This is a genomic window from Campylobacter sp. 2018MI34 (assembly GCF_016598975.1).
In the GTDB taxonomy this organism is placed as follows: Bacteria; Campylobacterota; Campylobacteria; order Campylobacterales; family Campylobacteraceae; genus Campylobacter_D.
The window spans coordinates 1-24,803 of the sequence record NZ_JAENKS010000021.1 but is presented as its reverse complement, the minus strand read 5'-3'; the positions used below and the strand labels follow the sequence as shown (position 1 = coordinate 24,803).

Sequence of the window (24,803 nt, the reverse complement as noted above, 5' to 3'; positions counted from 1 at the left end):
GTATCTTCATAACCTGCATATATACCATATATTCCACTATCTTTTAAAGTAGAATAACCTATAATAGTTCCTTTAGTATGTCCTTTACTTTCTTCATTTAAAGATAGTTCAACATTCTGTGAAGAAGCATAAGGAAGTATAAATAAAGAGTGTTCTTTAATTGTTTTATTAAAATCTCTATTTGAAGTATTTAGAGCAAAACTTTGCATAGAATTATCCATAATGCTATCAATAAAAGTTGATCTTCTCATCATGGTAGAAATTAGACTTTTAAAAGTTGCTTCTAAGATAGAAGGATTAAGGTTAAAATCTGTAGTAGGTTTTGTAATTGGGTCAGTATTTGTATTGTCTATATTATTTAATTCATCTTCATCTATACCACCTCCAGCAACAAAAATAATAGTCTCAAATTCTCCATAGCTATAGTTTCCTATAGCATAAGAATAAAAATTCAAAAAAGAAATTGCAACTAAAGAAAAAATTAGTTTTTTTGAAGATGTATAAGAATGATTTTTAATCCATTTTATCAATGAATATTTTTTACATAGACTAAATTCTTGCTGACCCATTTATAACTCCTTATATTTATTTTGATTTTATTTAAAAAGTAATAAAATATCGGCTTTAATGATAAAATATTTTATATTAATATTTATTTAATTATTGTTTATATATTAATTTTTTGTTTATATTATGATTTAAGAATTTAATATTAAAAATAGGATATTATATAGTGTTTATTTTATTATTATTTTGGAATATATTAAAATTTTATTTATAATTTTAAAAAGTATTTAAATAATTTAAATACTTTTAGTATATTCTTAAAACAATCTTTAAAATTTCTTTTGCTTATTTAATTTGTTTGTAAGTAGTCTTTTAAATGATAAAATAAAATAAATCAAAGCTATAATTAAAGCACTCCATTCCCAAAACATAGGAACTTTAGGACTTAAAAAATAATGATAACTTGCTAAAAGAAAACACAAATAACTTAATTTTCTTATTTTTTCTATCTTTTTTAAAAAACTAAAGGAACTTAAAAACATTAAAACAAGCAATACAAAAGCTATAAAACCACTTGCTTCTAATAAACGCTTTGAAATATCATCAAAAAGTCTTAAAAATTGCATATTTCTATCAAAAATAAAATAGTTTAAAAAATGAACAATCGCCCAAAAAACAGAAAAAAAACCAAATAATTTTGGATAATCTTTTGTATTTTTTAATCTAATTAAAGAAAACAAAAGACTTAAATTTAAAAATATTAAAGAAAAAATACCTGTATAAAAATAGGTTTCTTTAACAAAGTCAAAAGAATTTAAAATATTGTAAAAGCCATAAATCACACTTATAGAAAAAAGCGTATAAATTATAAAATTATAAACTAGCATTAAAAATTCTTTTTTAAATCCATATTTGCATAAAGGCTTGCCACTTCTTTTTCATAACCATTAAACATTAAAGTCGGTTTGGTAAAAAATTCTCCTAGAGCTCTTTCATTGGCTTGTGACCATCTTGGATGAGAAACATTAGGGTTGACATTAGCATAAAAACCATATTCATTAGGAGCATATTCCTGCCAAGTTGTCTTTGGTTCATTTTCAACGAATTCAATTTTTACTATGGATTTGATACTTTTAAAACCATATTTCCAAGGAACCACAAGACGCAGAGGAGCTCCATTTTGTCCGAGTAATGGCTTTTTATACATTCCCACTGCTAAAATAGTAAGTGGATGCATAGCCTCATCCATTCTTAAAGCTTCTGTATAAGGATATTTGATAGTAGGAAATAAAGCGTTTTGATCAGGAAATTTTTCCTTATCAAAAAGAGTTGTAAATTTAACATATTTTGCCTTGCTTGTAGGTTTTGCTTTTTCAATCAAATAACGCAACTCAAATCCTATCCAAGGAACAACCATAGACCAAGTTTCTACACAGCGAAAACGATAAATTCTTTCTTCTAAAGGAAATTTTAAAATATCCTCCATTGTTAATTTTAAAGGTTTTTCTATCTCCCCGCTTAATGAAATCTCCCAGTTTTTTACATCAAAATTCTTAGCATACTCTACTGCCTTTTTTTTATTGGTAGAAAATTCATAAAAATTTACATAATTGGTTGCAAGTTCTTCGTCTGTAATGCTTAATTTTTGTGCATTTTTATCGCTACTAAATTCAAGAGCTAAAAGTTTAGAGTTAATCAAACTTGAACTTAACATAGCTCCTACTCCTAGTTTTAAAAATTGTCTTCTTTTTTTATAAAGTACTTCTGGTGTTATAAACATAATTTTTCCTTATTAATAATTTTTACAATAATAACAAGACAAAATAAACCTTATTTAAATAAAGATTAAAAATATTAAATATTTTTATAATTTTTAAAAAATAAATTAAAAAGTTATCAATAATATTTGATTGTTAAATTCTATAAAGTTTGTATTATTTAAGATTATTAAATCTAAACGCTTATATAAATTATATTTTATTCTTTATGTAAAAGCTAGATTGCAATAGAATTTGTTTTAAAGTTGTAAAATGACTTTTTAGTTAAAATTTTAAAATATTTTAGTTTTAATTATTTTTTAACTCAAAAAGTATTTTTTCGCATATTGATCTTGGATTAGATGACTTATATATAGGACGTCCTATCACCATAAAATCACTTTTATATTCTTTAGCCATTTTAATATCTGCTACTCTTTTTTGGTCATTGTTTGATTCCTTAAAAGGACGAATACCTGGCGTTAAAGTTAAGAAATTTGATGAAGTATTTTCTTTGATAATTTTACTTTCAAAAACAGAACAAACCATACCATCAAGCCCAACTTCATAAGAAAGTTTAGAAAAATTAATTACAGCTTCATTGATGCTTTGTTTATAAATGCTAAAAAAATTTTCCTCATCAAAGCTAGTAAGAGCAGAAACGGCTAAAATCAAAGGGCGCTTTTTTAATTTTTCTAAACGTTTTCTAACTTCAAGCATTGCTATTTTACCGGCACTTGCATGTAAATTTATCATATTTACACCCAATTTTGAAATTTCTTCACACGCATCTGCCATAGTATTTGGTATATCGTGAATTTTAAGATCTAAAAAAATTTTAAAATTGTCAATTTTTTTAAGATCTTCTATAAATTTAAAACCATCTCTTAAATACGCTCTTAATCCTACTTTTAACCAAAGATCTAAACCTTTTAATTCTTTAGCAAGTTTAAAGCAATCTTCTTTTGTGGCTAAATCAAGTGCAACGCATAATTTCATTTTTTAGCCTTGATTAAAGAGTCTAAAACCCCATTGATAAATTTAGGGGAATTATCATTAGCTAATTCTTTGGCCAATTCTATAGCTTCATTGATAATTATAGCATCTGTAGTTTCTGTAAAAAGCAACTCATAAGCTCCAAGTCTTAAAATAGCTCTTTCTATATGACCGAGTTTATTGATTGCATTTTCTTTTAAATGAACATTAAGTGCTTCATCTAGTTTGGTTAAATTTTCACAAATTCCATTATAAAGGCTTAGGGTAAAATTCTTTTGCTCATTGCGGATTTTTTTTTCATTTAAAAATTCATCAATAAAATTTTCATTTTTGTCATTTAATTCTAAAGCATAAAGCAAAGAAATAACGCTTTGTCTTACTTGATGTCTTGTTGCCATTTTATACCTTAAAATTGCTTGCTTAAATTTAACATTTCAATTAAAGTAATCATAGCTTCAAAACCTTTATTACCAACCTTACTTCCTGCTCTTTCGATAGCTTGTTCTATGGTATCTGTAGTTAAAACCCCAAAGCTTACAGGGATATTATGATTTAAACTTACATTTGCAATCCCTTTTGTAGTTTCAGCCGAAACATAATCAAAATGTGGAGTAGAACCTCGAATAACCGCACCTAAACAACAAATAGCGTCAAATTTATCGCTTTGTATAGCTTTTTTCAAAATAAAAGGAAGTTCAAAAGCACCTGGGACTAAAATAAGATCTAAATTTTCTTCTTCCCCTCCGTGTCTTAAAAAAGCATCTTTTGCACCCTCTACTAAACGATCTGTTATGATATGATTAAACCTTGCATTGATAATAGCAATTTTTTCATCACCTGTTAATTGTAATTTTCCTTCAATAATCTTCATTTTTTTCCTTTACTCAATAATATTTTGAATTTTTATAAGTGTTTTAATACATTCTTTAAAACGATTTATATTAAGCATATTAGGTCCATCACAAAGCGCTTGACAAGGATTGATATGCGTTTCAAAGAAAAAGCCATCTACTCCAACAGCAGCCGCAGCCCTTGCTAAAGGTTCTACAAATTCACTTTTGCCACCACTACTCCCTCCTGCGGCTCCTGGCATCTGCACACTATGTGTTGCATCAAAAATTACAGGTGCAAACTCACGCATAATGATTAAAGATCTCATATCAACAACTAAATTTCCATAACCAAAACTAGATCCCCTTTCAGCCACAAAAACACCATTTTTACTTGCTATTTCATAGCCTTCTTCTTCTATACCACGTGTTTGAAGAATTTTTTTCACACTATATTTAATATCACTTGGATTTAGAAATTGTCCTTTTTTAATATTTATTTTTGATTTTGTTTTAGCCGCTTGCACAAGTAAATCAGTTTGACGACATAAAAAAGCTGGAATTTGTAAAACATCAGCTACTTCGCTAACAATGTTTGCTTGATAACTTTCATGTATATCGGTTAATATTTTCATGCCAAATTCATTTTTAACATCTTGTAAAATTTTAAGTCCTTCATCAAGCCCAGGACCACGAAAAGAATTTATACTTGTGCGATTTGCTTTATCAAAACTTGATTTGAAATAAAACTCAAATCTATCATCATTTGAAAATTCTTGCAATTCTTTTGCTACCTTAAAAACCAAATCTTTATTTTCTATAACACAAGGACCAGCAATTAAAATCATTTTTTTCATTTTTAAGCCTTTAAATTTTTATAATTTTACTTTATTTTTCTTTGTTTTTCTTCAAATGGAAAAATAATATTTAAAACAATAGCGCTTATTCCTCCTGCTACTATACCTGAAGAAAATAAAGTTTTAAGCCAAATAGGGGCAAATTGTAAAATATCAGGATTATTAGCTACTCCAAGCCCAATTCCTAAAGAAATTGCTATAATCATAATAGATCTTCTATTTAAATTTTCTTTTGAAATAATTCTTACTCCAGTGGCTGCGATTGTTCCAAACATTATCAAAGTAGCTCCACCTAAAATAGGTTCTGGAATTTGCAAAGTAATATTTGCAACTATAGGAAAAAGTCCTAAAATAATCAACATAAAAGAAACTATAAACCCCACATAACGACTTGCAACTCCAGTTAAAACGATTACACCATTATTTTGCCCAAAACAAGAATTAGGAAAAGTATTAAAAAATGCTGAAATAAAAGAATTAAGTCCATTAGCTAATACTCCACCTTTTAATCTTTTGGTATAGAGTTCTCCTTTTACAGGCTGATTTGAAACTTCACTTGTAGCACTAATATCTCCTATAGTTTCAAGAGAAGTTACTATAAAAATTAAAATTAAAGGTAAAATTAAATTGTAATCAATGCTTAAACCATAGTGCATAGGACTTGGAAAAAATAAAATAGGCAAATTATTATTAAAATTAAAATGAAAATTTTCAAAATTCATAGCAACTAAAAGCCCTATAATAATAGAAATAAACAAAGATGAAATTCTAATAATGGCATTATTAAAACGATTTAAAATTATAATGCTTATAATTACAATTCCAGCTAATAATAAATTTTTAAAAGAACCGAATTCTCCACTTGTTTTAGCACTAAATCCACCCCCTGCACTTACAAGTCCTACATTAATCAAACTAAGCCCTATAATCATTACAACAATTCCAGAAACTAAAGGAGAAATAATTTTTCTAATAAAAGGTAAAAATTGAGAAATAATCATTTCTGTAGTAGAACAAAGCATTAAAGTTCCAAAAATAGCTCCAAGCATTGCCTCTTGTGATAAGCCATTATTTTTTAAAGTAAGTCCTCCTAAAATTATAGGTGAAACGAAATTAAAACTTGTTCCTTGTATGGACAAAAGTCCGCTTCCAATGGGTCCCCAAGTTTTAATCTGAAGCAAAGATGCAATACCAGAAGCAAATAAAGACATACATATAATTCTTGCCGTATTTTCTTCATCTATACCTAAACCTTTGCAAATAAGCAAAGCAGGTGTGATTACAGCCACAAACATAGCCATTAAATGTACTAAAGCAGCAAAACACGCCTTAAAAAATGGAGGTCTATCTTCTAGTTCATAAATCAAATCTGTCCTATTTTTCATTTTTCTTACCTCGAACTAAAATAATTCCACCTAAAATAATGCCTAGTATTCCGATAAATACCATAAAACTAGGAAAATCATCTCCTAACATAACACCTAAAATCAAGGTAAAAACTACATCCATATAACTTACTCCAGCAACAACACCTGCTTTTTTGGCTACTCCATAAGCTTTTGTAATATGAATTTGATATAAAGTTCCCAAGCTTCCCATGATAAGTATAATAATCCAAGCTTTAAAACTAGGCATTATAAAAGGCGCTATAAGAAAATCAAGTTCTTTTGTAAAATAAAAAGAACCTATACACATAGAAATTAAAGGTAATAAAGAACCAAGAAATATAAATGAAGCAGCAATTTGTTCAGTCAAATAATATTTTCTTAATTCTCTTACACTTGTTAAAGCAATAGCTGCTAATAATCCACTTAAAATTCCTATAATACAATTTTTTAAATCAAAACCTGAATGATTTGAAAAATCTGCCCAAGGTTGCATAATACAAAGAACACCTAAAAAGGCAATTAAAATTCCAAACCAACCTTTTAAACCTACATTTTCTTTGAAAAGAAAAAAAGCAATTAAAGTTACAAAAATTGGAGCTGTTTTTTGAAAAGCAAATGCACCACCTAAAGTAATATGCGAAACATTATAAAAAAACATATAAAGGGCTAAAGTACCTATAATTCCTCTAAAAATTAAAAGCCCTAACTTTCCACCTTCTTTATGAATTTTTGTTTTTTTAAGCATATAAATAATAAAAAAAGTTCCTATAATATTTCTAAAAAACATAATTTCTATAGAAGAAAGTTCATTGCTTAAAATTTTTGCACATGCGCCCATTAAAGCAAAATCAAGACAAGCTAGCATCATAAAATAAATACCTAGATTATGCTTGATAATTTTTAACACAAATATTCCTTAATTTTTGAATAAATGCGTATTTTAATCTTTTTTTGCTTAAATTTTAAGGCAAAGTTTATATAATTTTAAAATTTTAAAAATAAAAATAATAGGAAAAAAATGCAAAGCATTATACTTGTAGGTAAGCCAAATGTTGGAAAATCAAGTCTTTTTAATAGAATGGCAAGGCAAAGAATAGCTATTACAAGTGAAATTTCTGGCACAACAAGAGATACAAATAAAATAGAAGTTCAAATTAATTCTAAAAAAGCTTTACTTGTTGATAGTGGAGGATTAGATGAAAGTGATGAACTTTTTAAAAATGTTAAAAAAAATACTTTAAAAACAGCAAAAGAAAGTGATATCATTCTTTATATGGTAGATGGGAAATTAGCCCCTGATGATGAAGATAGACAATTTTTTTACTCTTTAAAAAAATTAAACAAACCTATAGCTTTACTCATTAACAAAATTGACAACAAAAAAGACGAAGAAAGATCGTGGGAATTTATCAATTTTGGAATAAAAGAAATTTTTAATCTCTCAGTAACACACAATATAGGTTTAGATGAACTTTATGATTGGCTTGAAAAGTATCTAGAAAATGAACATTTCTTAATAGAAGATCAAGAAGAAAATTTAGAGGATTTTTTAAAACATTATGATGCAAAAAAAGAGATTGAATTTAAAGAAATTGATACAAATCATATAAGAGTAGGCATTGTAGGACGTGTAAATGTTGGAAAATCAAGCCTTTTAAATGCTTTAGTAAAACAAGAACGTAGTGTAGTAAGCGATATAGCTGGAACAACCATTGATCCTGTAAATGAAAGTATTTTTTACAAGGATAAAACCATAGAATTTGTTGATACAGCTGGTATTAGAAAACGCGGAAAAATTCAAGGACTTGAACGTTTTGCTTTAAATCGCACTGAAAAAATGTTACAAAATTCTCAAATAGCACTTTTAATTTTAGATGCTAGTGAAGGCTTTAACGAACTTGATGAAAGAATTGCAGGACTTATCTCAAAACATTATTTAGGTGTAATAATTGTATTAAACAAATGGGATAAAAGCGAACTTGATTTTGATAAAACAATCAAAGAATTACGTCTTGATCGTTTTAAATTTTTAACTCATGCACCTATTATTAGTGTTTCAGCCTTAAGTGGAAAAAGAGTTCATGTATTATTAGATAAAATTTTAGAAGTCTTTGAACATTTCATACAAAAAATTCCAACTTCAAAACTAAATGCTTTAATAGAAAATGCTACAAAAGCTCATCCTTTACCTCACGATTATGGCAAACTTGTTAAAATTTATTATGCGGTACAATATGATTTAGCGCCTCCTAAAATCGCTTTAATAATGAATCGTCCAAAAGCTTTGCATTTTAGCTATAAACGCTATTTGCAAAATAAAATCAGACAAGAATTTAATTTTGAAGGTGTACCTTTAATCATTGCTTCACGCAAAAAAGGAACTAAAGAAAACAATGAGGAATGAAAACATTGTTTTTATAGGTTTTATGGGAAGTGGAAAAAGCTCTCTTGCAAGAGCCCTATCTCAAAAAACAAATAGAGTTTTTCTTGATAGTGATTCTTTGATAGAAATGAAATTTCAAAAAAGCATTAGTGAAATTTTTAAAATTTTTGGTGAAGAATTTTTTAGAAAAGAAGAACAAAAATTAGCTTATTTATTTAGTATGACTAATAAAGCCATAATATCTACAGGTGGCGGATTTATCCATGTTTCAGATTTTAAAAGCTTAGGATTTTGTATTTATTTAAGAGCTGAATTTGACTTTTTAAATAAACAACTAAGCTTAGAAGAAAAAAATAAAAGACCTTTATTTTGCAATGAATTTAAAGCAAAAAAATTATATAATAAACGCATTAAAGATTATGAAAAAAAAGCAGATTTAATAATAGATATAGAAAATAAGAATATTGAAGAACTTTTAGAAGAAATAACAAAGAGGATTTAATGAGAATTTTAAGTGGAATTCAACCAAGTGGAGATTTACATATTGGTAATTATTTTGGAGCTATCAAACAAATGATTGAGGCACAAAATGATAATGAAATGCTTATATTTATAGCAAATTATCACGCAATGACCTCAAATCAAAAAGGTGAGATTTTAGAACAAAATATATTAAAAGCTGCTGCTGCATTTTTAAGTCTTGGTATAGATCCTAATAAAAGCATTTTTTGGCTCCAAAGTGATGTAAAAGAAGTGTTAGAGCTTTACTGGATTTTATCTCAATTTACCCCTATGGGACTTTTAGAAAGAGCTCATAGTTATAAAGATAAAATTGCCAAAGGAATTAATGCATCGCACGGACTTTTTTCTTACCCTGTATTAATGGCAGCTGATATTTTACTTTTTGATGCACAAATTGTTCCTGTTGGAAAAGATCAAATTCAGCATATTGAAATTGCTAGAGATATTGCTTTAAAAATAAATAATGAATGGGGAGAAATTTTTACTTTACCTAAAGCAAAAATTGATGATAATGTCTCTGTTGTAACTGGAACAGATGGATCAAAAATGAGTAAATCTTATCAAAACACTATAGATATTTTTAGCGATGAAAAAACTTTAAAAAAACAAATTGCATCTATTGTTACAGATAGTACAGATTTAAAAGATCCTAAAGACTGGAGAAAATGCAATGTATTTAATATTGCAAAATTATTTTTAGATAATAAGGGGCAAGAGGATTTAAAAACAAGGTATGAAAAAGGTGGCGAAGGTTATGGACATTTTAAAATGTATCTTAATGATTTAATTCTTGATCATTTTAAAGAAGCAAGAGAAAGATATCATAATTTCTTATCTCACCCAGAAGAAATTAAAGAATGTCTGCAAATAGGTGCAAAAAAAGCAAAAAATATAGCCTTACAAAAAATACAAAAAATTTATGAAAAAATAGGACTTTAAGGATACATTATGTTGGATTTAAAATATTTACAAAATAATTTTGAAGAAGTGGCAAAAAGTTTAAAAAATAAAAAAGTTGATGAAGCTTTGTTAAAAAAACTAAGTGATCTTTTTTTAAATTTGAAAAAAGAAAAAGCAAATTTAGAAGAATTACAAGCTTTTCAAAATAAATTTAGTAAAGAATTAAGCACTACTCAAGATAAAGAAAGTCTTAGAAAACAACTTAGCGAAAACAAGGAAAAAATTGCAATCCAAAGCAAAAAAGTTGATGAAATACTTGAAAATTTAGAAACAATAGCACATTCTATCCCAAATATTCCTGACAAATGTGTTCCGCTTGGAGAAGATGAAAATGATAATGTCGAACTTAAAAAAGTTCTAACTCCACCTTCTTTTGATTTTACCCCTAAAGAACATTTTGAACTTGGAGAAAAGCTTAATTGGCTTGACTTTGTAAGAGGAGTAAAAATTTCTCAAAGTCGCTTTTGTATCCTTAAAAATGAAGGTGCATTGTTAAATCGTGCCTTAATTAATTATATGATAGATTTTAATATAAAACGTGGTTTTAATCTTATCAATGTTCCTTTTTTAGTTAATTCAAAAACAATGTTTGGTACAGGACAGCTTCCAAAATTTAAAGATGATATGTATAAAGTAGAGGATGAGGATCTATATCTTATATCTACTTCAGAAATTCCTGTAACAAATTTTTATTCTGATGAAATTTTAAGTAGTGAAAATTTACCTATAAAGATGACTTGCTATAGTGCTTGTTTTAGGAAGGAAGCAGGAAGTGCTGGACGTGATACAAGAGGTATTATTCGCCAACATCAATTTGAAAAAGTAGAGCTTGTAAGCATTACAAAGCCAGATCAAAGTGATAGTGTTTTTGAAGAAATGCTAAATTGTGCAAGTGATTTATTAAGCTCACTTGGTCTTGCTCATCGCCATTTAATGCTTTGTACAGGAGATCTTGGTTTTAGTGCAGCCAAAACAGTAGATTTAGAAGTGTGGCTTCCAGGACAAAATAAATATAGAGAAATAAGTTCTGTTTCAAATTGTCAAGATTTCCAAGCAAGAAGAGCTAAAATTCGCTATAAAAATGACAAAGGGAAAAATGAATTTGTTCATACTTTAAATGGTTCTTCTTTAGCTGTTGGCAGAACGCTTGTTGCCATTATGGAAAATTATCAAGATGATAAAGGCAATATCCATATTCCTGACGTTCTTAGAAAATATTTTTAAGAGTAGTAAATGGCAGAAGAAAAAATTGAACAAGAAGATAATCTTTCTAAAGAAAGACTTGATGAAAGTTTAGAAGAATTTAAAGGACAAGAAGGTGAAGCTCCACAAGATGAAGAATTAACCACTTTACCAGAAGAGCTTTCAAATGAAGAAGAAAGTTTTTTCTTTAAAAGAGAATCCGCCCCCAAAGAAGAGCAAGAAGAATCTTTAAAACAAACTGAATCTAAAGAATTAGCTTGGTATAAAGATAAAAAATTTTTATCTTTGATAGCTGGATCAGCACTTATAATCTGCTCTTTGGTTTTTACATTATTTTATCTAAGTTTTAGTAGCAATAATATCAAAGCTGATATCATCGCTACAACACCAAAAGAAGTAGCTAAAAACGAAAATCAAGACGAATCTTATCAGTATGATATTGCAAAAATTGATACCATGATAAAAAAGGCTAATGCTTTGTATTTAAAAGGAGATATTGAACAAGCCTTAAAAGCCTATGAGCAAATTGCAATCTATAATGAATCACTTTCTAGTTATAATTTAGGGGTTTCTCAAATGAATGAAAATCAATTTGAAGAAGCATTGCAAAATTTTAAAAAAGCTATTAATAATGGCGAAAATCAAACTGTTTCAGCCATCAATGCCGCTGTTTGTGCACTCAAACTAAATGATAGAGAAAGATTTAAATATTATATTGATTTAGCTCAAGTTTATTTGCCAAAAGAAGGAAATTCTAAACTTTATGACTACTACTTAGCTCTTATTAATTTTTATAAAGGATATTATCCAGAAGCTTTACAAATGTTTCAAAAAACATCAGTCGAGCCTTACGCTGATTTTGCAAAGTATCTTTCAGCTAAAATTTATAGTAAAATGGATTTAAATTCAAAAGCAATATCTTATCTAAAAGAACAAAATAGCTTTGAATCAAGTTTATCTTTAGGACTTTTATATGCACGCATTGGAGAATACCAAAATGCTAAAAATGCTTTAAATACTGCCTTAAAAATAGAAAGAGACTTTAATAAAAGTTTAGCTGCTATTACTTTAGTAGATTTGAAAACAGGACAATATCAAGAAATGCTAACACGTCTTAATAATGCTTATAAAGACAAAGAAGATAAATATCATATTTTGGATATTTATAAAATTAAAGTAAATTTAAATAAAGATCTTTTTGACATTCAAATGGCACAAGAAAATTTTTCTAGAAATTTCTTTAAACAACCAAAAGAACAATTTGATTTACTTTTTTATTATGCACCTTATCAAGTTTTTGATAGCAAGCAATCTTCTCTTTATATCAAAAAAGCTAATATTACTTATTTTATTGATGATAGCGTTGATACTAGTTTTTATTTAAAAACAGGGAGAGCTTTATCTTCGACAAATGTTAAAATAGCAAATATAGTAAATCTTGCTCTAAATCAAAAACTAAAACAGGCAAATAAAGGTTTTCAAGATTTAATTAAAGAATATCCAGAACATAGCATTTTGCATTATAATCTTGCTCTAACTTATGCTCAACTTAAAAATTATGATTTAGCCTACAAACATTTTTCAAGCTCTTATCATTTAAATCCAAAAAATTATCTAGCTGGTGCATTTGCTATGTTTTGTGCTAAAATTAGTGGCATAGATACAACAAAATTTTATAATGAAGTTCAAGACAATCTTTCTATTGATACAAACTCATCTTCAGCCTTATATAAAAATTTATTCTTTTTAGCTAATGAAGATTATACTTCAATATTGCCTTATTTAGATGAAACTAAACAAGATAATCATCCTTTAAATCTTATTTTTGAAGCCATTGCCTTTAAAAATAATAATCTTAATAATCAAGCAAATATAAAAATAGCACAACTTAAGTCTGAGCTTCCTAACGATGTTTTAACTAATATTTTGTATTTTAACTCTTTAAATACTAATCAAAATATTAAAGACTATGCACAAAACGCTCAAATATATTTTCAAAATGCAAAACTAGATTATAAAAGTATATTTGGAGGAGCAATAATAACAAGAGAAAAATACACTTCTTTAATGCAAATTGCTGGACTTTTAAATTTAGAACGTAAAAAATTTAAAGATCTACTCAACGTTTCTAATATAAATGATGAAGGACTAATTCAAACTTTAGCTTATATTGACATATTTTCGCTTCATTTTGAAGAAGCATATGCTTTATATAATACACTAATTGATAATTATAAAGCCAATGATTCTCATACGCTTTTTTTAGCTTCTGTTGCTGCCATAGGCTCAAATAATCCAAATTCTGCCATTGCTCTTTTACAACTTGCAAAACTAAGCGATAATAATAACAAAGAAAGTAAAGCTGCTTTAGGACTTTTATATCAACAAGTTCAAAACTATGAACCAGCTTTATTACAATACAAAGATCTACCAGATAATTTTAAAAGTGAATTTTTTACTTTTGAAATAAAAGAATAATTTCTATATGAAATAAGAAGTGGCTCCGGATGTAGGATTCGAACCTACGACCAAGCGGTTAACAGCCGCCTACTCTACCGCTGAGCTAATCCGGAATAAATTAAAAATGTGATTATATTAAAAAAAATAAATAAAGTCAAGTAAATTTAAATTAAAAATCACAGAATTTAAAAAAATATAATTATCCTTGAAAAAATATTAAATTTATACTTAAAAAATCAACCTAAGAAGATAAATTAAAAATTATTTTTGAATTAAAATAAACCAATAGCTTTACAAAAAATATCCAAAAATATGCAACTATTTAAATAATTTTGGAAAAAATTCTAAACATTAGACCTTAAACTTATAAAAATTTTTATCTTTCTTTAATGAATCCCTAAAGTGCTTTTAACTTCTAAAAAGTTAGATTTTTTAATTAAAATAAACTTATGTTATCTTAGTTTATAAAACCATTCCCATAAAACACTATATAATCATAAACTTTTTTATATATAAAAAAATAGTAAAAACTATCCATAGCTTTAAAATTTAGAAGACAATTGTGTATATAACTTTAAATAATATTTCAAACTAGTTTAATTTATGATTTTAATAAACTTAAAATACTTAAAGATAGTTTATAAAATTATAATTTAAATCTAAAAAATAAAAATAGTAGTAAAAAATAAAATCATTAATAAATTACTATAAATGTATTAATATTTTAACAACTAAAAAGTTTATTTACTACACTAAAAATTATTATTTATTTAAAACTACTTATCTACTTTATAAAAAATAACTCCCCCTAGAGTATAAATTTTAACTAAACCTTTTTTAACCAAATCTTGCAGTATTTTTTGAGTATTAAAACTTAAAAGAGTATTAACATCAACTTCGCTTTGCGCTCTTAATTCTAGCATTTTCAAAAGCTCATCTGTGCTAAATTCCATATTTTGTTTTTTCTCATTTCTTCTTGCAATAAATACTGGAATATTCTCTATAAAAAGACTTAAATCTAAAAGTTTTTCTTCACTTACCCCTTTAACAGGATAAGAAGGGGGTCTATCTATAGTGCTTATATCTACTCTTGTAGGATTTATTTTTTGCAAAACTTCATTTAAAGCCTTAAATTCTTTTTCATTGTCATTAATACCTTTAACAACTAGAATTTCAATAATAAGTTCACCCTTAAAAATTTTTGAAAAAGTTATCATTTTTTCTATCATTAAATGAAGATCAATTTCTTTTAAGGGTTTATTGATACGCAAAAAACTTTCTTTAATTACACTATCAAGGCTTAATTTTACCATATCTAAATCAAGCAAAGCATTAAATTGCATCTCATTTAAAACAGCAGTTCCATTGCTTAAAATAAGAATTTTTTTATCTAGTTTCAACTCTCTTAAAGCAGTAATCAATTCTTTTAAATTTGGATATAAACTAGGCTCTCCATTGGCTGTTAAAGTAAGAACGTCAAAAGGTATTTTTTTGGCTAAAAAAAATTGTAATTGCTCAATGATATCTTTAACGCCAACTATATAATCCATTTTGGCAATGGCTTTAGCTTGTTTAAGTTCGCAATACACGCAATCAAAATTGCATTGTTTTAAAGCAGGACTTAAATCAATGCCTAAAGAAAAACCAAAACGCCTTGAATTTATAGGACCAAAAATTATGTTCATTTGCTTGATAATTCTTTTACAAGATTGATAAAATATTTAGCATTTTCAACAGGAATATCAGGTAAAATTCCATGTCCTAAGTTAAAAATATGCGCTCTTTTATTCATAATATTTAAAATATTATGCACACTTTCTTTTATAGCTTTTTTATCATAAAGTCTGCAAGGTTCCATATTACCCTGTAAAGTATAAGCAGGACTTAAAAGATCTTTTGCCATCTCTAAAGGAGTGCTCCAATCTACTCCAAAAACATCAAAATTTCCATAAATTCCATCTAAATATCCACTAATTCCTTTTGGAAATAAAATTACAGGTATATGGGGATATTTTTCTTTAATATAAGTAGCAATTTCTATCATATATTTAAAAGAAAATTCAAAAAATACATCTTTTTCTAAAGCACTTGCCCAGCTATCAAAAATTTGTACTGCATTTGCCCCAGCTTTAATTTGCTCTTCTAAATATAACTTTAAGATTTCACTTAATTTTTTAAGTAAACTATGCATTAATAAAGGATCAGTGTAAATTAATTTTTTACATTTTGCATAAGTTTTACTTCCTCTTGCTTCTATCATATAAGTTGCCAAAGTCCAAGGACTACCACAAAATCCTATTAAAGCCTTAGAAGAAGGGAGTTTTTCTCTTGTAAGAGAAATGGCATCATATACATAAGTTAATTTTTTATAAGCATTGCAATCTAACTTATCTATATCTTCTAAAGATTTTAAAGGATCGCTAAATACTGGACCTTCGCCTTTTTCAAATTTTAAATCCATACCCATTTCTAATGGAACAACTAAAATATCCGAAAAAATAATTGCTGCATCTACATCAAGAATTTCAACAGGTTGCAAACTTACTTCACTTGCTCTTTTATAATCTTTACATAAGGAAAGAAAATCTCCTGCTTCTTCTCTTACTTTCATATATTCTTTTAAATACCTTCCAGCTTGTCTCATCATCCAAACAGGGGTATAAGGTACTTCTTTTTTAAAACAAGCATCAATAAAAATCATTTATATTCCTTATTATTTTTAAAATTATAACAAATTAAAAAGTATAAATTTTTTTAAGATAATCAAGTCTTGAACTTGCATTTAAAAGAAGCAAATCCGCAAGAATAAATCTTACCATAGCATTTACTACAACACTTCCGCGAATTGCTATACAAGGATCGTGTCTTCCTTTTAAAATATACTTTATATTATTACCTTTTTTATCCATACTTTCTTGCGGAATAAATATCGATGGAGTAGGCTTAAAATGAGTTTTAATTTCGATTAAAGACCCATTTGAAATACCTCCTAAAATTCCGCCTGAATTATTGCTTAAAAATTTTTTATCTTTTAAAATATCGTTATAATTTGAACCTCGCATTAAACTTGATTTAACTCCAGCTCCTATTTCAACGGCTTTAACCCCATTAATACCCATTAAAGCGTGAGCTAATTTTGAATCAAGTTTATCATATAAAACTTCTCCTAGTCCAATAGGTGCATTTTTTACACAAGTATAAACACTAGCACCTATACTATCTTTATCCTTTTTGACATTTAAAAGTTCTTTTTTAAATTCTTCTTCATATTTTGGATCTAGGCAAAAAATTTCACTTTTTTTGCAAAAATTAAAATCTATATTTTTAAAATCTATACTTTTAGTTCCTATACTACAAATTCCACTAAAAACTTCTATATTAAATTCTTTTAAAAGCATCGCAGCAATAGCTCCTGCTATAACTTTATTGATACTTTCTCTAGCGCTTGATCTTCCTCCGCCTCTATAATCATTAATACCATATTTATAAAAATAAGTAAAATCAGCGTGAGATAATCTAAAAATATCTTTTAAGTTTTCATAATCTTTTGATCTTGCATCTTTATTAAAAACAACTGCAGATATAGGAGTTCCTGTTGTATAGCCTTGAAAAACTCCGCTTAAAATTTCTACCTCATCTTTTTCTTTTCTAGGACTTGAAAATTTATTTTTACCAGGTTTTCTAAGTTTAAGCTCATTTTGTAAAAATTTCTCATCAAATTTTACCCCTGCAGGCATTCCATCTACAACACAACCTAAAGCTTTACCGTGTGATTCTCCAAAGCTTGTAAATTTTAATCTTGTGCCAAAGGTATTCATAAAATTCCTAATTTCTCAAGAGCAATTTTAGCTGCAAGTTGCTGAGCTTCCTTTTTACTGCTTGCAATAGATCTTGCATATTCAATTCCTTCTAATTTTAAAACGATTTCAAATTGTTTTTGATGATCGGGTCCAAAAGCCCTTAGAGTTTCATAATCTGGAGTTTGACCTAATTTTGCTTGAGTAATTTCTTGTAATTTTGTTTTATAATCTTTTATGAGATTTTTTGCATCTATGTTAGGATAATTCTCTTCAATCAAAGCTAAAGCTACTTTTTTTGCTTCTAAAAAACCAGATTCTAAATGTATTGCTCCAATAATTGCCTCTAAGGCATCTGAAAGTATAGATGGTTTAGCTCTACCATTATTATTTTCTTCAGCAATGGACATAAAAATAAAATTTCCAAGTTCAAGACTTTTAGCAATTTTTGCAAATGATTTTTCATTTACCAAAGCTGCTCTTAATTTAGATAAATCTCCCTCTGCATCATTTTTAAATTTATGAAATAAAAATTCACCCACAACCAAATCAAGAACAGCATCGCCCAAAAATTCCAATCTCTCATTACTAAAAGGCTTTTTAAAACTTTTATGCGTTAAAGCTTCAATGAGCAATTTTTGATTTTTAAATTTATATTTTAGTCTTTGTTCAAGCAATTCAATTTTTTCCATTTTGTTCCTTTTGCAAATTTAAAGCAGCCTCTTTTGCTAATTTATCACATTTTTCATTTTCTATATGTCCATTATGCGCTTTAACCCAAAAAGCTTTGATTTTATGATTTTTTGAAAATTTTAAATATTCTTTCCATAAATTTACATTTTTTTTATTTTTAAAATCTTTTTTAATCCAAACATCAAGCCACTCATTAATACTTCTTACCATTAAATTAGAATCTGTATAAAGCTCTATTTCACAGGGTTCTTTTAAGGCTTTTAAAGCTTCTATAATAGCTAAAAGTTCCATTTGATTATTAGTTGTATTTTCTTTTGCTCCAAAACCTATTTTTTCGTATTCTTTATAGTGTAAGATATAAGCCCAGCCTCCAAAACCTGGATTATTAAGACAGGATCCATCTGTATAAATCTTAATTTGTTTCATCAAGCTTAACCTCATAAAGAATTTTACATTTATTAAAACCGTAACATATCGGACAATGATAAAAAAATAAAGGCATAGCATTTTTACATTCTAAACACACATAAGAAAACACCATTTTCACTTTAAAATCATTATCATTTAAAATCTTAAACATTCTAAAATTTTGATTTTTTAAAAAAAATTTTTCTTCTTTTGGTAATAAATTTAAAGCGTAAAAAAATTCTTTATATTCTTGTTTGTCAATTTTTACTATTTTTTTATCCCTATAAATTAAATCAATAATATCAAAAAGATTTTGATCTTTTATGATTTGATAATTTTCAAAAATAAGTCTTTGAAGCATTATATTATCTTTAATATCAAGATTTAAAATAAGTTCTATCTTGCTTTTTTGGTCTATATCTTGTTCTTTTATCATAAGAGCTTTTATAAATTCTTTCTCTTCTTTCACTTCTTCATCAAGTTCTAAAAGACATTCTAATGTATCCAAAACTTCTTTATAAGATCTCAATCTTAAATAAACAATTTTTAAAAGTTTTAAAGCTTTTTCATTCCTTGGTCTGATTTTTAAAGCATTAAGTAAAACTTCTTTAGATCTTTCTAAAAACCCTGCCTTAAAATATACCTCAGCCAAAGATATAAAAATATCTTCTTGTTCTTTTTTATCTTTTACTTTTTCTAGGGCAATTAAATAAATTTGTATCGCTTTTTCAAATTCCCCGCTTCTTGTAAAAATAGATGCCAAAAAAATGAGATTAGCTAAGCTTAAATTTGGATCTTTTAGTAAATCTTTATGGACATTATTAAGTTCAAATTTTTTAATAAATTTTTCTAATTTCTCTTCTTCATCTTTATAGGCAAAAAATCTCCAAAAATAATTAAGCAAGGCTATAATAAAGATTAAAATCGTAATAAAAATTAATCCCACCAAAGGATCTCTATAATCTAAAAAAAACAAATCCATACTAAAACTTTAATTTTTATATCTATTATAGCTAAATCTTTGTATAATTTTATCAAGGTTTAAAAAATGATTGATAAAGCAAGTATAGAAAATTTAAGTCAAAGAATAGATATTGTTGATATTATTTCTCATTTTATCGAAGTAAAAAAACAAGGTTCAAGTTATATTTGCGTTTGTCCTTTTCATAATGATAAAAATCCTTCTATGCACATTAACTCTCAAAAAGGTTTTTATCATTGTTTTTCTTGTAAAGCGGGCGGAGATGTTTTTAAATTCGTTATGGATTATGAAAAAATAAGCTTTAAAGAAGCTGTTGAAAAAGTAGCCACTTTAAGTAATTTTACTTTAACCTATACAAAAGAAAAAAAAGAACAAAAAGACCTAAAGTACATTTTACCTTTGCTTAATGCTTTTTATAAAGAAAACTTACCTAAACATAAAGAAATTCTAAGTTATCTTTACTCAAGAAAATTAAATGATCAAGATATAAAAAAATTTGAATTAGGTTTTGCACCTAAATCAGAAGAAACTTTAAGACTTTTGACAAACGAAAATATTAATTTTCAAGATGCTTTAGAAGTTGGAGCTATTAAAAATCAAGATAAAGAATTCTATGCTAGCTTTATCCAAAGAATAACTTTTCCTATATATGATCACAAAAATATATTAGTAGGTTTTGGCGGACGCACATTAAATACTTCAAATCTAGCAAAATACGTCAATTCACCTCAAAATAAACTATTTGACAAATCTAGAATTTTCTATGCTTTTAATATTGCAAAAGATTATATAGCTCAAAAAAAAGAAATAATTATTTGTGAAGGTTATATGGATGCTATTGCCTTTCATAAAGCAGGATTAAATAATGCTGTAGCTGTTTTAGGAACAGCTCTTACTCAAAATCATCTCCCGTTAATTAAACGCTATGATGCTAAAGTGATTTTATGTTTTGATAATGATAATGCAGGCTTACAAGCTGCTTTTAAATCAGCATTTTTACTAAGCACTAACAAAATAGATGGCAAAGTGGTTTTACTTGAAGGAGGAAAAGATCCTGCCGAACTCGTAGCAAATAATCAAAATAAAGCTTTATTTCAATTACTTGAACAAGGGATAGAACTTGGGGAATTTTATATTAAAACTATGCTTGATAAATTTCCTTTAAAAACTATGCTTGATAAACAAAAAGCTTTAGAAAATATACAAAAATATACATTTTTACTTGAGCCTTTAATAGCCAATTCATATAAAAATTTAGTTTCAAAACTTTTAGGAGTTGAAGAAAATTTTATCCATCTTAGTAAAAATTCTAATCAAAATAAAAACTTAATCAATCTTTACAATAATCCACAAAAAATCTATTTAAGCGAATTTGAAATTTTAGATTATTTATTCAAAGAGCAAAAGGCTAGAGAGCTTTTTCACTTAATTAGCGATAAAGCATGTTTTAAACATCAAAATATTTTAGAAAAAATCTTTCAAAATATAGGTTTAGAAGATTCTGATATAAGAGAGCTTTATTTAAAAAATTTTAGAAAATTAGAAAATAAAAATGAATTTTTGCTAGGAATTTGCAAAATAAATCTTGCTTTTTTAAATCAAATTAATATTAAAAAAACGAATCTTGCTTTAAAAAAGCAAATCTTTTCTTTACTTGAAAAAAATAGCGAAAAACTTAAAAAAAATCTTAATCAAAATGAACTTTTTCTCTTTTTAAAAGATTGTTTAATCACCTTAAAACAAGAAAGAAATGAAGAAAATTTGGAATTATTTTTTAAACATCTTTATAAAATATTATCAAAAAATTATTTTACTTTTATAGAATTAAATTTAAAAGAAAATAATCATCCTTTTTAAGCCATTGTATAATTTTTTAAGATAAAATTACGCTTTTATTTATTAAATTTTTAGAAAGGAAACGATGAAAGCATTAGCGCTTTTTAGCGGTGGTCTTGATAGTATGCTTGCTATGAAACTTATCACCTCTCAAGGAATAGAAGTTAAAGCTTTAAATATCAACATAGGTTTTGGAAGCACAAGCGATAAAAGTGAAATTATGGCAAAACGTGCAGCTATGGTAGGAGCTTCATTTGAAATGATAGACGTTAAAAACGAATATCTTCAAAAAGTTCTTTTTAATCCAAAATATGGCTATGGAAAACATTTCAATCCTTGTATTGATTGTCATGCTTTTATGTTTAAAACAGCTCTTTCTATGTTAAAAGATGAAAATGCACATTTTATCATCACAGGTGAAGTTTTAGGACAACGTCCTATGAGTCAAAGATTTGATGCTATGGCAAAAGTAAAAACATTAGCTCAAGATGAAGAAGATCTTATTTTGCGTCCTATGTGTGCCAAAAATTTAGCTCCAACAAAACCAGAAAGAGAAGGTTGGGTTGATAGAGAAAAATTAGAAGGTATTAGTGGCAGAAGTCGTAAAAGACAACTTGAACTTGCTAAAAACTTCAATCTTGAAGATTTTGAAAGCCCTGGTGGAGGATGCTTACTAACTATTGAAAGCTTTTCTAAAAAAATTAAAGATTTTATATCTTTTGATAAAAATATGCAAGTAAATGATGCTCAACTTCTAAAATATGGAAGACATTTAAGGTTGCCTAATAATTCTAAAATGATTATTGGTCGCAATGAACTCGAAAATGAACTCTTAAAAAATTTAAAAACGCCAAAATATGAAGAAATCAAACTTTTTGATCTTGTTGGAGCTTATTCTTTGGTAAATGCAAATATCAATGAAGAAGATTTAAATCTAGCTTTAAAAATTGCTTTAACTTATACAAAATGCAAAGAAAGTAAAAAATATAAACTAGGTTTTAAAGATAAAATTTATGAATGTGAAGCTCTGAAAGACAAAGAACAAATCAAAGAATTTTTTATCTAAATATAATACTTAGTTAAAAACTCTTATTTAATAAAATCTTTTATGTATTCTAATTAAAACATTTACATAAAAGATTAAATTATTTTAAATCTATAAAATAAAGCTTTTTATATCAAATTTTAACTCTTTTTAAAGATTATTATTTAGATTTTGTGAATTTTGCATTCCTTTTTTATCTCTTGAGACTAGATTTTTCTTAAACCACCTAACTACTAGATTAATAACTTCATCTTGATACCAATAAATATCTCCGTGATTTGCTCCCTTTATAAGGATATATTCTGCTTCATTACCCTCTTTCCTTAAAGCCTCGTAAAGTTGCTTGCTTTGTATTGGAGATACCAGTGTATCTGCACTACCGTGCATTATTAAAAAAGGTGGTTTTTTGCCTTTAATATGACCCAAAGGACTAGCAAAAAGTGCTTTTTTGGGGTCTGCTTGGATACTTAATCCTGCAAAATCTCTAAAAGCTACCCCATTTACCAATAAAGCTTCTGTTACAGCCAAAGAGTGATGTACCTCTTGTGCTTCTTTTGAAAATCCTTCACCAATATTTAAAAGATTAGAAATTCCATAAATTGTAACTACAGCTTGAACTTTAGAATCTTTATCTAAATATTCTCCTTGCTCAAAGCTTTTATCATCTGCCATTCCCACCATCTGAGCCAAATATCCTCCTGCTGAATCTCCCAAAACACCAATTTTCATCGGATCAATACCATATTCTTTAGCATGAGCTCTTAAATATCTTATAGCTGATTTTGCATCAACTACAAGGGCTGGAAATTTATCAGGAATTACGCGGTATTCCACAGAAGCTACAACAAATCCTGCTTTTGCTAGAGCCATTCTCATCTGAGAATATTTAAAATAATTAGCAGACATAAAACCACCTCCAGGAAAATAAAGAATAGCAGGTTTTAAAACATTAGTTTGAGGAATTAACAAAGACATATGCAAACCTCTAATACTACCATTTGTTGGCACCTGAGAATAAACAATATTTTCTATTGAATCAATTCTTATATCCTTTAATTTTACCTCTATAACCCTTGCACCCTTTGTATATCCAAATAATCCAACATCTTGACCAAAACAAAAATTTAAAAAAATAAAAAATAATATTAGTTTTTTCATCACTTATCCTTAAATTTTAAAAGATTATATAACTTTTTCTTTAAGCTTTTATCAAACTATAACTAAAAAAATCGTTAAAATCTAAATATTTAAAATAATCAAAGAAGTTTTGAAGTCTTTATAAAAAATAAATTCGATTTAAAATTATAAATAAAAGTTTTAAACTATTTAGAAAAATTTAATTTATTTTAGCTTGTCAAATCTTTACTTTATAAGCATAATTTATCTTGCAATTTAAGATAAACTTAAATTGCAAAAATATTTTTTAAATGATTTGCATATTCGCTTAAATATTTTTCAACTTGAGGATTTTTAACCACATCATAACAAATAAAAGTTGGTAAAGCACTCATTCCTAAAAATTGATTTGCCTTATGCAAATGCAAATAAACACCATCAACTCCAACACCTTCAAAGAAATCATCTTTCTCATTAAAAGCTTCAGCTGGAGCATTCCAAGTAAGAGAAAACATATATTTTTTTCCTTGCAAAAGTCCGCCTTTGCCATAATTTTTAGTTGGATCTGTATGACTGCGTCCATCATTTGCAAACAAACGCGTATATCCAGCAGTAAAAACCTCGTCTATATATTTTTTAACTATCCAAGGCTCACCCATCCACCAACCTGGCATTTGGTAAATTATCACATCAGAATTTAAAATTTTTTGAACTTCATTCTCTGCATCATAGCCACGATCAATATGAGTTTCATTGATATTATAATCTAACTCTTTAAGAGTTTTAATAGCTAGATCGTGCAAAGTAAGATTAAGTTCACCATTAGAACTACCAAATTTTTTTGCACCATTGAGTAAAAGTATAGTATTCATTTTAACTCCTTAAATAAAACTCCAAATAATACCAAAAAAATCATAAAAACCGGAGTAAAACTATCTCATATCAATCACATAACGAAATTTTGCTTTACCTGAAGTAAGATTTTCATAAGCTTTATCAATTTCGTTTGGCTTTATAAGTTCAATCTCTGGATAAATTTGATGCTTTAGTGAAAAGTCAAGCA

The 24,803-nt window shown here is 27.0% G+C and carries 22 protein-coding genes, 1 tRNA gene and 3 pseudogenes; 7 read left to right on the top strand and 19 right to left on the bottom strand.

The features are described 5' to 3' along the window. The 9 genes and pseudogenes from JG676_RS06195 to JG676_RS06155 all read right to left on the bottom strand — a co-directional run. A pseudogene (locus tag JG676_RS06195) lies at positions 1-380 on the bottom strand (hypothetical protein); the annotation flags it as partial. Positions 381-836: 456 nt separating this feature from the next. Continuing rightward, the gene (locus tag JG676_RS06190) at positions 837-1,394 is read right to left on the bottom strand and encodes a ferric reductase-like transmembrane domain-containing protein (protein ID WP_200217653.1); all 558 of its coding nucleotides are present in this window, start codon (positions 1,392-1,394) and stop codon (positions 837-839) included. Then, entirely contained in the window at positions 1,394-2,287 is an 894-nt protein-coding gene (gene msrP / locus JG676_RS06185; protein ID WP_200217652.1) for a protein-methionine-sulfoxide reductase catalytic subunit MsrP, read from the bottom strand. The genes JG676_RS06190 and msrP overlap by 1 nt, the downstream gene beginning before the upstream one ends. Positions 2,288-2,594: 307 nt before the next feature. Further along, a pseudogene (gene pyrF / locus JG676_RS06180) lies at positions 2,595-3,263 on the bottom strand (orotidine-5'-phosphate decarboxylase); the annotation flags it as partial. Then, entirely contained in the window at positions 3,260-3,658 is a 399-nt protein-coding gene (gene nusB / locus JG676_RS06175; protein WP_131163708.1) for a transcription antitermination factor NusB, read from the bottom strand. The pseudogene pyrF and the gene nusB, both read right to left, overlap by 4 nt. A gap of 8 nt (positions 3,659-3,666) precedes the next feature. Further along, on the bottom strand, positions 3,667-4,131 hold the full coding sequence (ribE, locus tag JG676_RS06170) for a 6,7-dimethyl-8-ribityllumazine synthase (protein ID WP_200217650.1): 465 nt from the start codon (positions 4,129-4,131) through the stop codon (positions 3,667-3,669). A gap of 9 nt (positions 4,132-4,140) precedes the next feature. Then, positions 4,141-4,947, bottom strand: coding sequence for a 3-deoxy-8-phosphooctulonate synthase (gene kdsA, locus JG676_RS06165; protein ID WP_200217649.1), 807 nt, complete (start codon positions 4,945-4,947; stop codon positions 4,141-4,143). A 26-nt stretch (positions 4,948-4,973) separates the two neighbouring features. Next, on the bottom strand, positions 4,974-6,332 hold the full coding sequence (locus JG676_RS06160; RefSeq protein WP_200217648.1) for a uracil-xanthine permease family protein: 1,359 nt from the start codon (positions 6,330-6,332) through the stop codon (positions 4,974-4,976). Further along, positions 6,322-7,242: a DMT family transporter gene (locus tag JG676_RS06155; protein ID WP_200217647.1), complete on the bottom strand. Its 921-nt coding sequence runs from the start codon at positions 7,240-7,242 to the stop codon at positions 6,322-6,324. The genes JG676_RS06160 and JG676_RS06155 overlap by 11 nt, the downstream gene beginning before the upstream one ends. 111 nt (positions 7,243-7,353) lie before the next feature. Between JG676_RS06155 and der the strand changes: the two genes are divergently transcribed. From der to JG676_RS06130, 5 genes are read left to right on the top strand one after another with little or no spacing between them, the layout of a single operon-like run. Beyond that, positions 7,354-8,739 carry a ribosome biogenesis GTPase Der gene (der, locus tag JG676_RS06150; protein ID WP_200217646.1) on the top strand — a complete coding sequence of 462 codons (1,386 nt, stop codon included), beginning with the start codon at positions 7,354-7,356 and terminating at the stop codon, positions 8,737-8,739. After that, the gene (locus tag JG676_RS06145; protein ID WP_200170331.1) at positions 8,729-9,220 is read left to right on the top strand and encodes a shikimate kinase; all 492 of its coding nucleotides are present in this window, start codon (positions 8,729-8,731) and stop codon (positions 9,218-9,220) included. The genes der and JG676_RS06145 overlap by 11 nt, the downstream gene beginning before the upstream one ends. After that, entirely contained in the window at positions 9,220-10,179 is a 960-nt protein-coding gene (trpS, locus tag JG676_RS06140) for a tryptophan--tRNA ligase (protein WP_200217645.1), read from the top strand. The genes JG676_RS06145 and trpS overlap by 1 nt, the downstream gene beginning before the upstream one ends. A gap of 9 nt (positions 10,180-10,188) precedes the next feature. After that, on the top strand, positions 10,189-11,424 hold the full coding sequence (gene serS / locus JG676_RS06135; RefSeq protein ID WP_200217644.1) for a serine--tRNA ligase: 1,236 nt from the start codon (positions 10,189-10,191) through the stop codon (positions 11,422-11,424). A gap of 9 nt (positions 11,425-11,433) precedes the next feature. After that, entirely contained in the window at positions 11,434-13,881 is a 2,448-nt protein-coding gene (locus JG676_RS06130) for a lipopolysaccharide assembly protein LapB (RefSeq protein WP_200217643.1), read from the top strand. A gap of 20 nt (positions 13,882-13,901) precedes the next feature. On the opposite strand, the gene JG676_RS06125 is transcribed toward JG676_RS06130, so the two are convergent. The 7 genes from JG676_RS06125 to JG676_RS06095 all read right to left on the bottom strand — a co-directional run bounded on the left by JG676_RS06125 (position 13,902) and on the right by JG676_RS06095 (position 19,743). Then, positions 13,902-13,976, bottom strand: a tRNA-Asn gene (locus JG676_RS06125). A gap of 663 nt (positions 13,977-14,639) precedes the next feature. After that, complete coding sequence (locus JG676_RS06120) at positions 14,640-15,548, bottom strand: radical SAM protein (RefSeq protein ID WP_200170335.1); 909 nt, start codon at positions 15,546-15,548, stop codon at positions 14,640-14,642. After that, positions 15,545-16,564: a uroporphyrinogen decarboxylase gene (gene hemE, locus JG676_RS06115; protein WP_200217642.1), complete on the bottom strand. Its 1,020-nt coding sequence runs from the start codon at positions 16,562-16,564 to the stop codon at positions 15,545-15,547. Before hemE ends, JG676_RS06120 begins: the two co-directional genes overlap by 4 nt. Before the next feature lie 34 nt (positions 16,565-16,598). Continuing rightward, positions 16,599-17,681 carry a chorismate synthase gene (gene aroC / locus JG676_RS06110; RefSeq protein WP_200170337.1) on the bottom strand — a complete coding sequence of 361 codons (1,083 nt, stop codon included), beginning with the start codon at positions 17,679-17,681 and terminating at the stop codon, positions 16,599-16,601. Further along, complete coding sequence (gene rnc / locus JG676_RS06105; protein WP_200217641.1) at positions 17,678-18,352, bottom strand: ribonuclease III; 675 nt, start codon at positions 18,350-18,352, stop codon at positions 17,678-17,680. Before rnc ends, aroC begins: the two co-directional genes overlap by 4 nt. After that, positions 18,339-18,779 carry a ribonuclease HI gene (gene rnhA, locus JG676_RS06100; RefSeq protein ID WP_200217640.1) on the bottom strand — a complete coding sequence of 147 codons (441 nt, stop codon included), beginning with the start codon at positions 18,777-18,779 and terminating at the stop codon, positions 18,339-18,341. The genes rnc and rnhA overlap by 14 nt, the downstream gene beginning before the upstream one ends. Then, a complete protein-coding gene (locus JG676_RS06095) occupies positions 18,766-19,743 on the bottom strand; it encodes a lipopolysaccharide assembly protein LapB (protein ID WP_200217639.1) in 978 nt (325 codons plus the stop codon). Before JG676_RS06095 ends, rnhA begins: the two co-directional genes overlap by 14 nt. Before the next feature lie 66 nt (positions 19,744-19,809). Here JG676_RS06095 and dnaG point away from each other — a divergent pair, with 66 nt between their 5' ends. Continuing rightward, positions 19,810-21,600 (top strand): DNA primase, encoded by a 1,791-nt coding sequence (dnaG, locus tag JG676_RS06090; protein ID WP_200217638.1) that lies wholly within the window; start codon positions 19,810-19,812, stop codon positions 21,598-21,600. A 64-nt stretch (positions 21,601-21,664) separates the two neighbouring features. Next, positions 21,665-22,645, top strand: a complete 981-nt coding sequence (locus JG676_RS06085) for an argininosuccinate synthase domain-containing protein (RefSeq protein WP_200217637.1) — start codon at positions 21,665-21,667, stop codon at positions 22,643-22,645. A 129-nt stretch (positions 22,646-22,774) separates the two neighbouring features. Here the strand turns inward: JG676_RS06085 and JG676_RS06080 are convergent, their stop codons facing one another. The 3 genes and pseudogenes from JG676_RS06080 to JG676_RS06070 all read right to left on the bottom strand — a co-directional run. Then, positions 22,775-23,782: an alpha/beta hydrolase gene (locus JG676_RS06080; RefSeq protein WP_200217636.1), complete on the bottom strand. Its 1,008-nt coding sequence runs from the start codon at positions 23,780-23,782 to the stop codon at positions 22,775-22,777. Between the two features lie 245 nt (positions 23,783-24,027). Beyond that, positions 24,028-24,612, bottom strand: a complete 585-nt coding sequence (locus tag JG676_RS06075) for an NAD(P)H-dependent oxidoreductase (RefSeq protein ID WP_200170344.1) — start codon at positions 24,610-24,612, stop codon at positions 24,028-24,030. 60 nt (positions 24,613-24,672) lie between these two features. Continuing rightward, a pseudogene (locus JG676_RS06070) lies at positions 24,673-24,803 on the bottom strand (NAD(P)-dependent alcohol dehydrogenase); the annotation flags it as partial.

Excerpts from the sequence above, each read along its gene's own strand:
- JG676_RS06130 (WP_200217643.1), top strand. The coding sequence starts at position 11,434 with ATGGCAGAAGAAAAAATTGAACAAGAAGATAATCTTTCTAAAGAAAGA.
- JG676_RS06160 (WP_200217648.1), bottom strand. The coding sequence starts at position 6,332 with ATGAAAAATAGGACAGATTTGATTTATGAACTAGAAGATAGACCTCCA.
- dnaG (WP_200217638.1), top strand. The coding sequence starts at position 19,810 with ATGATTGATAAAGCAAGTATAGAAAATTTAAGTCAAAGAATAGATATT.
- der (WP_200217646.1), top strand. The coding sequence starts at position 7,354 with ATGCAAAGCATTATACTTGTAGGTAAGCCAAATGTTGGAAAATCAAGT.
- JG676_RS06085 (WP_200217637.1), top strand. The coding sequence starts at position 21,665 with ATGAAAGCATTAGCGCTTTTTAGCGGTGGTCTTGATAGTATGCTTGCT.
- hemE (WP_200217642.1), bottom strand. The coding sequence starts at position 16,564 with ATGATTTTTATTGATGCTTGTTTTAAAAAAGAAGTACCTTATACCCCT.
- serS (WP_200217644.1), top strand. The coding sequence starts at position 10,189 with ATGTTGGATTTAAAATATTTACAAAATAATTTTGAAGAAGTGGCAAAA.
- JG676_RS06095 (WP_200217639.1), bottom strand. The coding sequence starts at position 19,743 with ATGGATTTGTTTTTTTTAGATTATAGAGATCCTTTGGTGGGATTAATT.
- JG676_RS06145 (WP_200170331.1), top strand. The coding sequence starts at position 8,729 with ATGAGGAATGAAAACATTGTTTTTATAGGTTTTATGGGAAGTGGAAAA.
- aroC (WP_200170337.1), bottom strand. The coding sequence starts at position 17,681 with ATGAATACCTTTGGCACAAGATTAAAATTTACAAGCTTTGGAGAATCA.
- ribE (WP_200217650.1), bottom strand. The coding sequence starts at position 4,131 with ATGAAGATTATTGAAGGAAAATTACAATTAACAGGTGATGAAAAAATT.
- nusB (WP_131163708.1), bottom strand. The coding sequence starts at position 3,658 with ATGGCAACAAGACATCAAGTAAGACAAAGCGTTATTTCTTTGCTTTAT.
- rnc (WP_200217641.1), bottom strand. The coding sequence starts at position 18,352 with ATGGAAAAAATTGAATTGCTTGAACAAAGACTAAAATATAAATTTAAA.
- JG676_RS06075 (WP_200170344.1), bottom strand. The coding sequence starts at position 24,612 with ATGAATACTATACTTTTACTCAATGGTGCAAAAAAATTTGGTAGTTCT.
- kdsA (WP_200217649.1), bottom strand. The coding sequence starts at position 4,947 with ATGAAAAAAATGATTTTAATTGCTGGTCCTTGTGTTATAGAAAATAAA.
- trpS (WP_200217645.1), top strand. The coding sequence starts at position 9,220 with ATGAGAATTTTAAGTGGAATTCAACCAAGTGGAGATTTACATATTGGT.
- JG676_RS06120 (WP_200170335.1), bottom strand. The coding sequence starts at position 15,548 with ATGAACATAATTTTTGGTCCTATAAATTCAAGGCGTTTTGGTTTTTCT.
- rnhA (WP_200217640.1), bottom strand. The coding sequence starts at position 18,779 with ATGAAACAAATTAAGATTTATACAGATGGATCCTGTCTTAATAATCCA.
- JG676_RS06080 (WP_200217636.1), bottom strand. The coding sequence starts at position 23,782 with ATGAAAAAACTAATATTATTTTTTATTTTTTTAAATTTTTGTTTTGGT.
- JG676_RS06190 (WP_200217653.1), bottom strand. The coding sequence starts at position 1,394 with ATGCTAGTTTATAATTTTATAATTTATACGCTTTTTTCTATAAGTGTG.
- msrP (WP_200217652.1), bottom strand. The coding sequence starts at position 2,287 with ATGTTTATAACACCAGAAGTACTTTATAAAAAAAGAAGACAATTTTTA.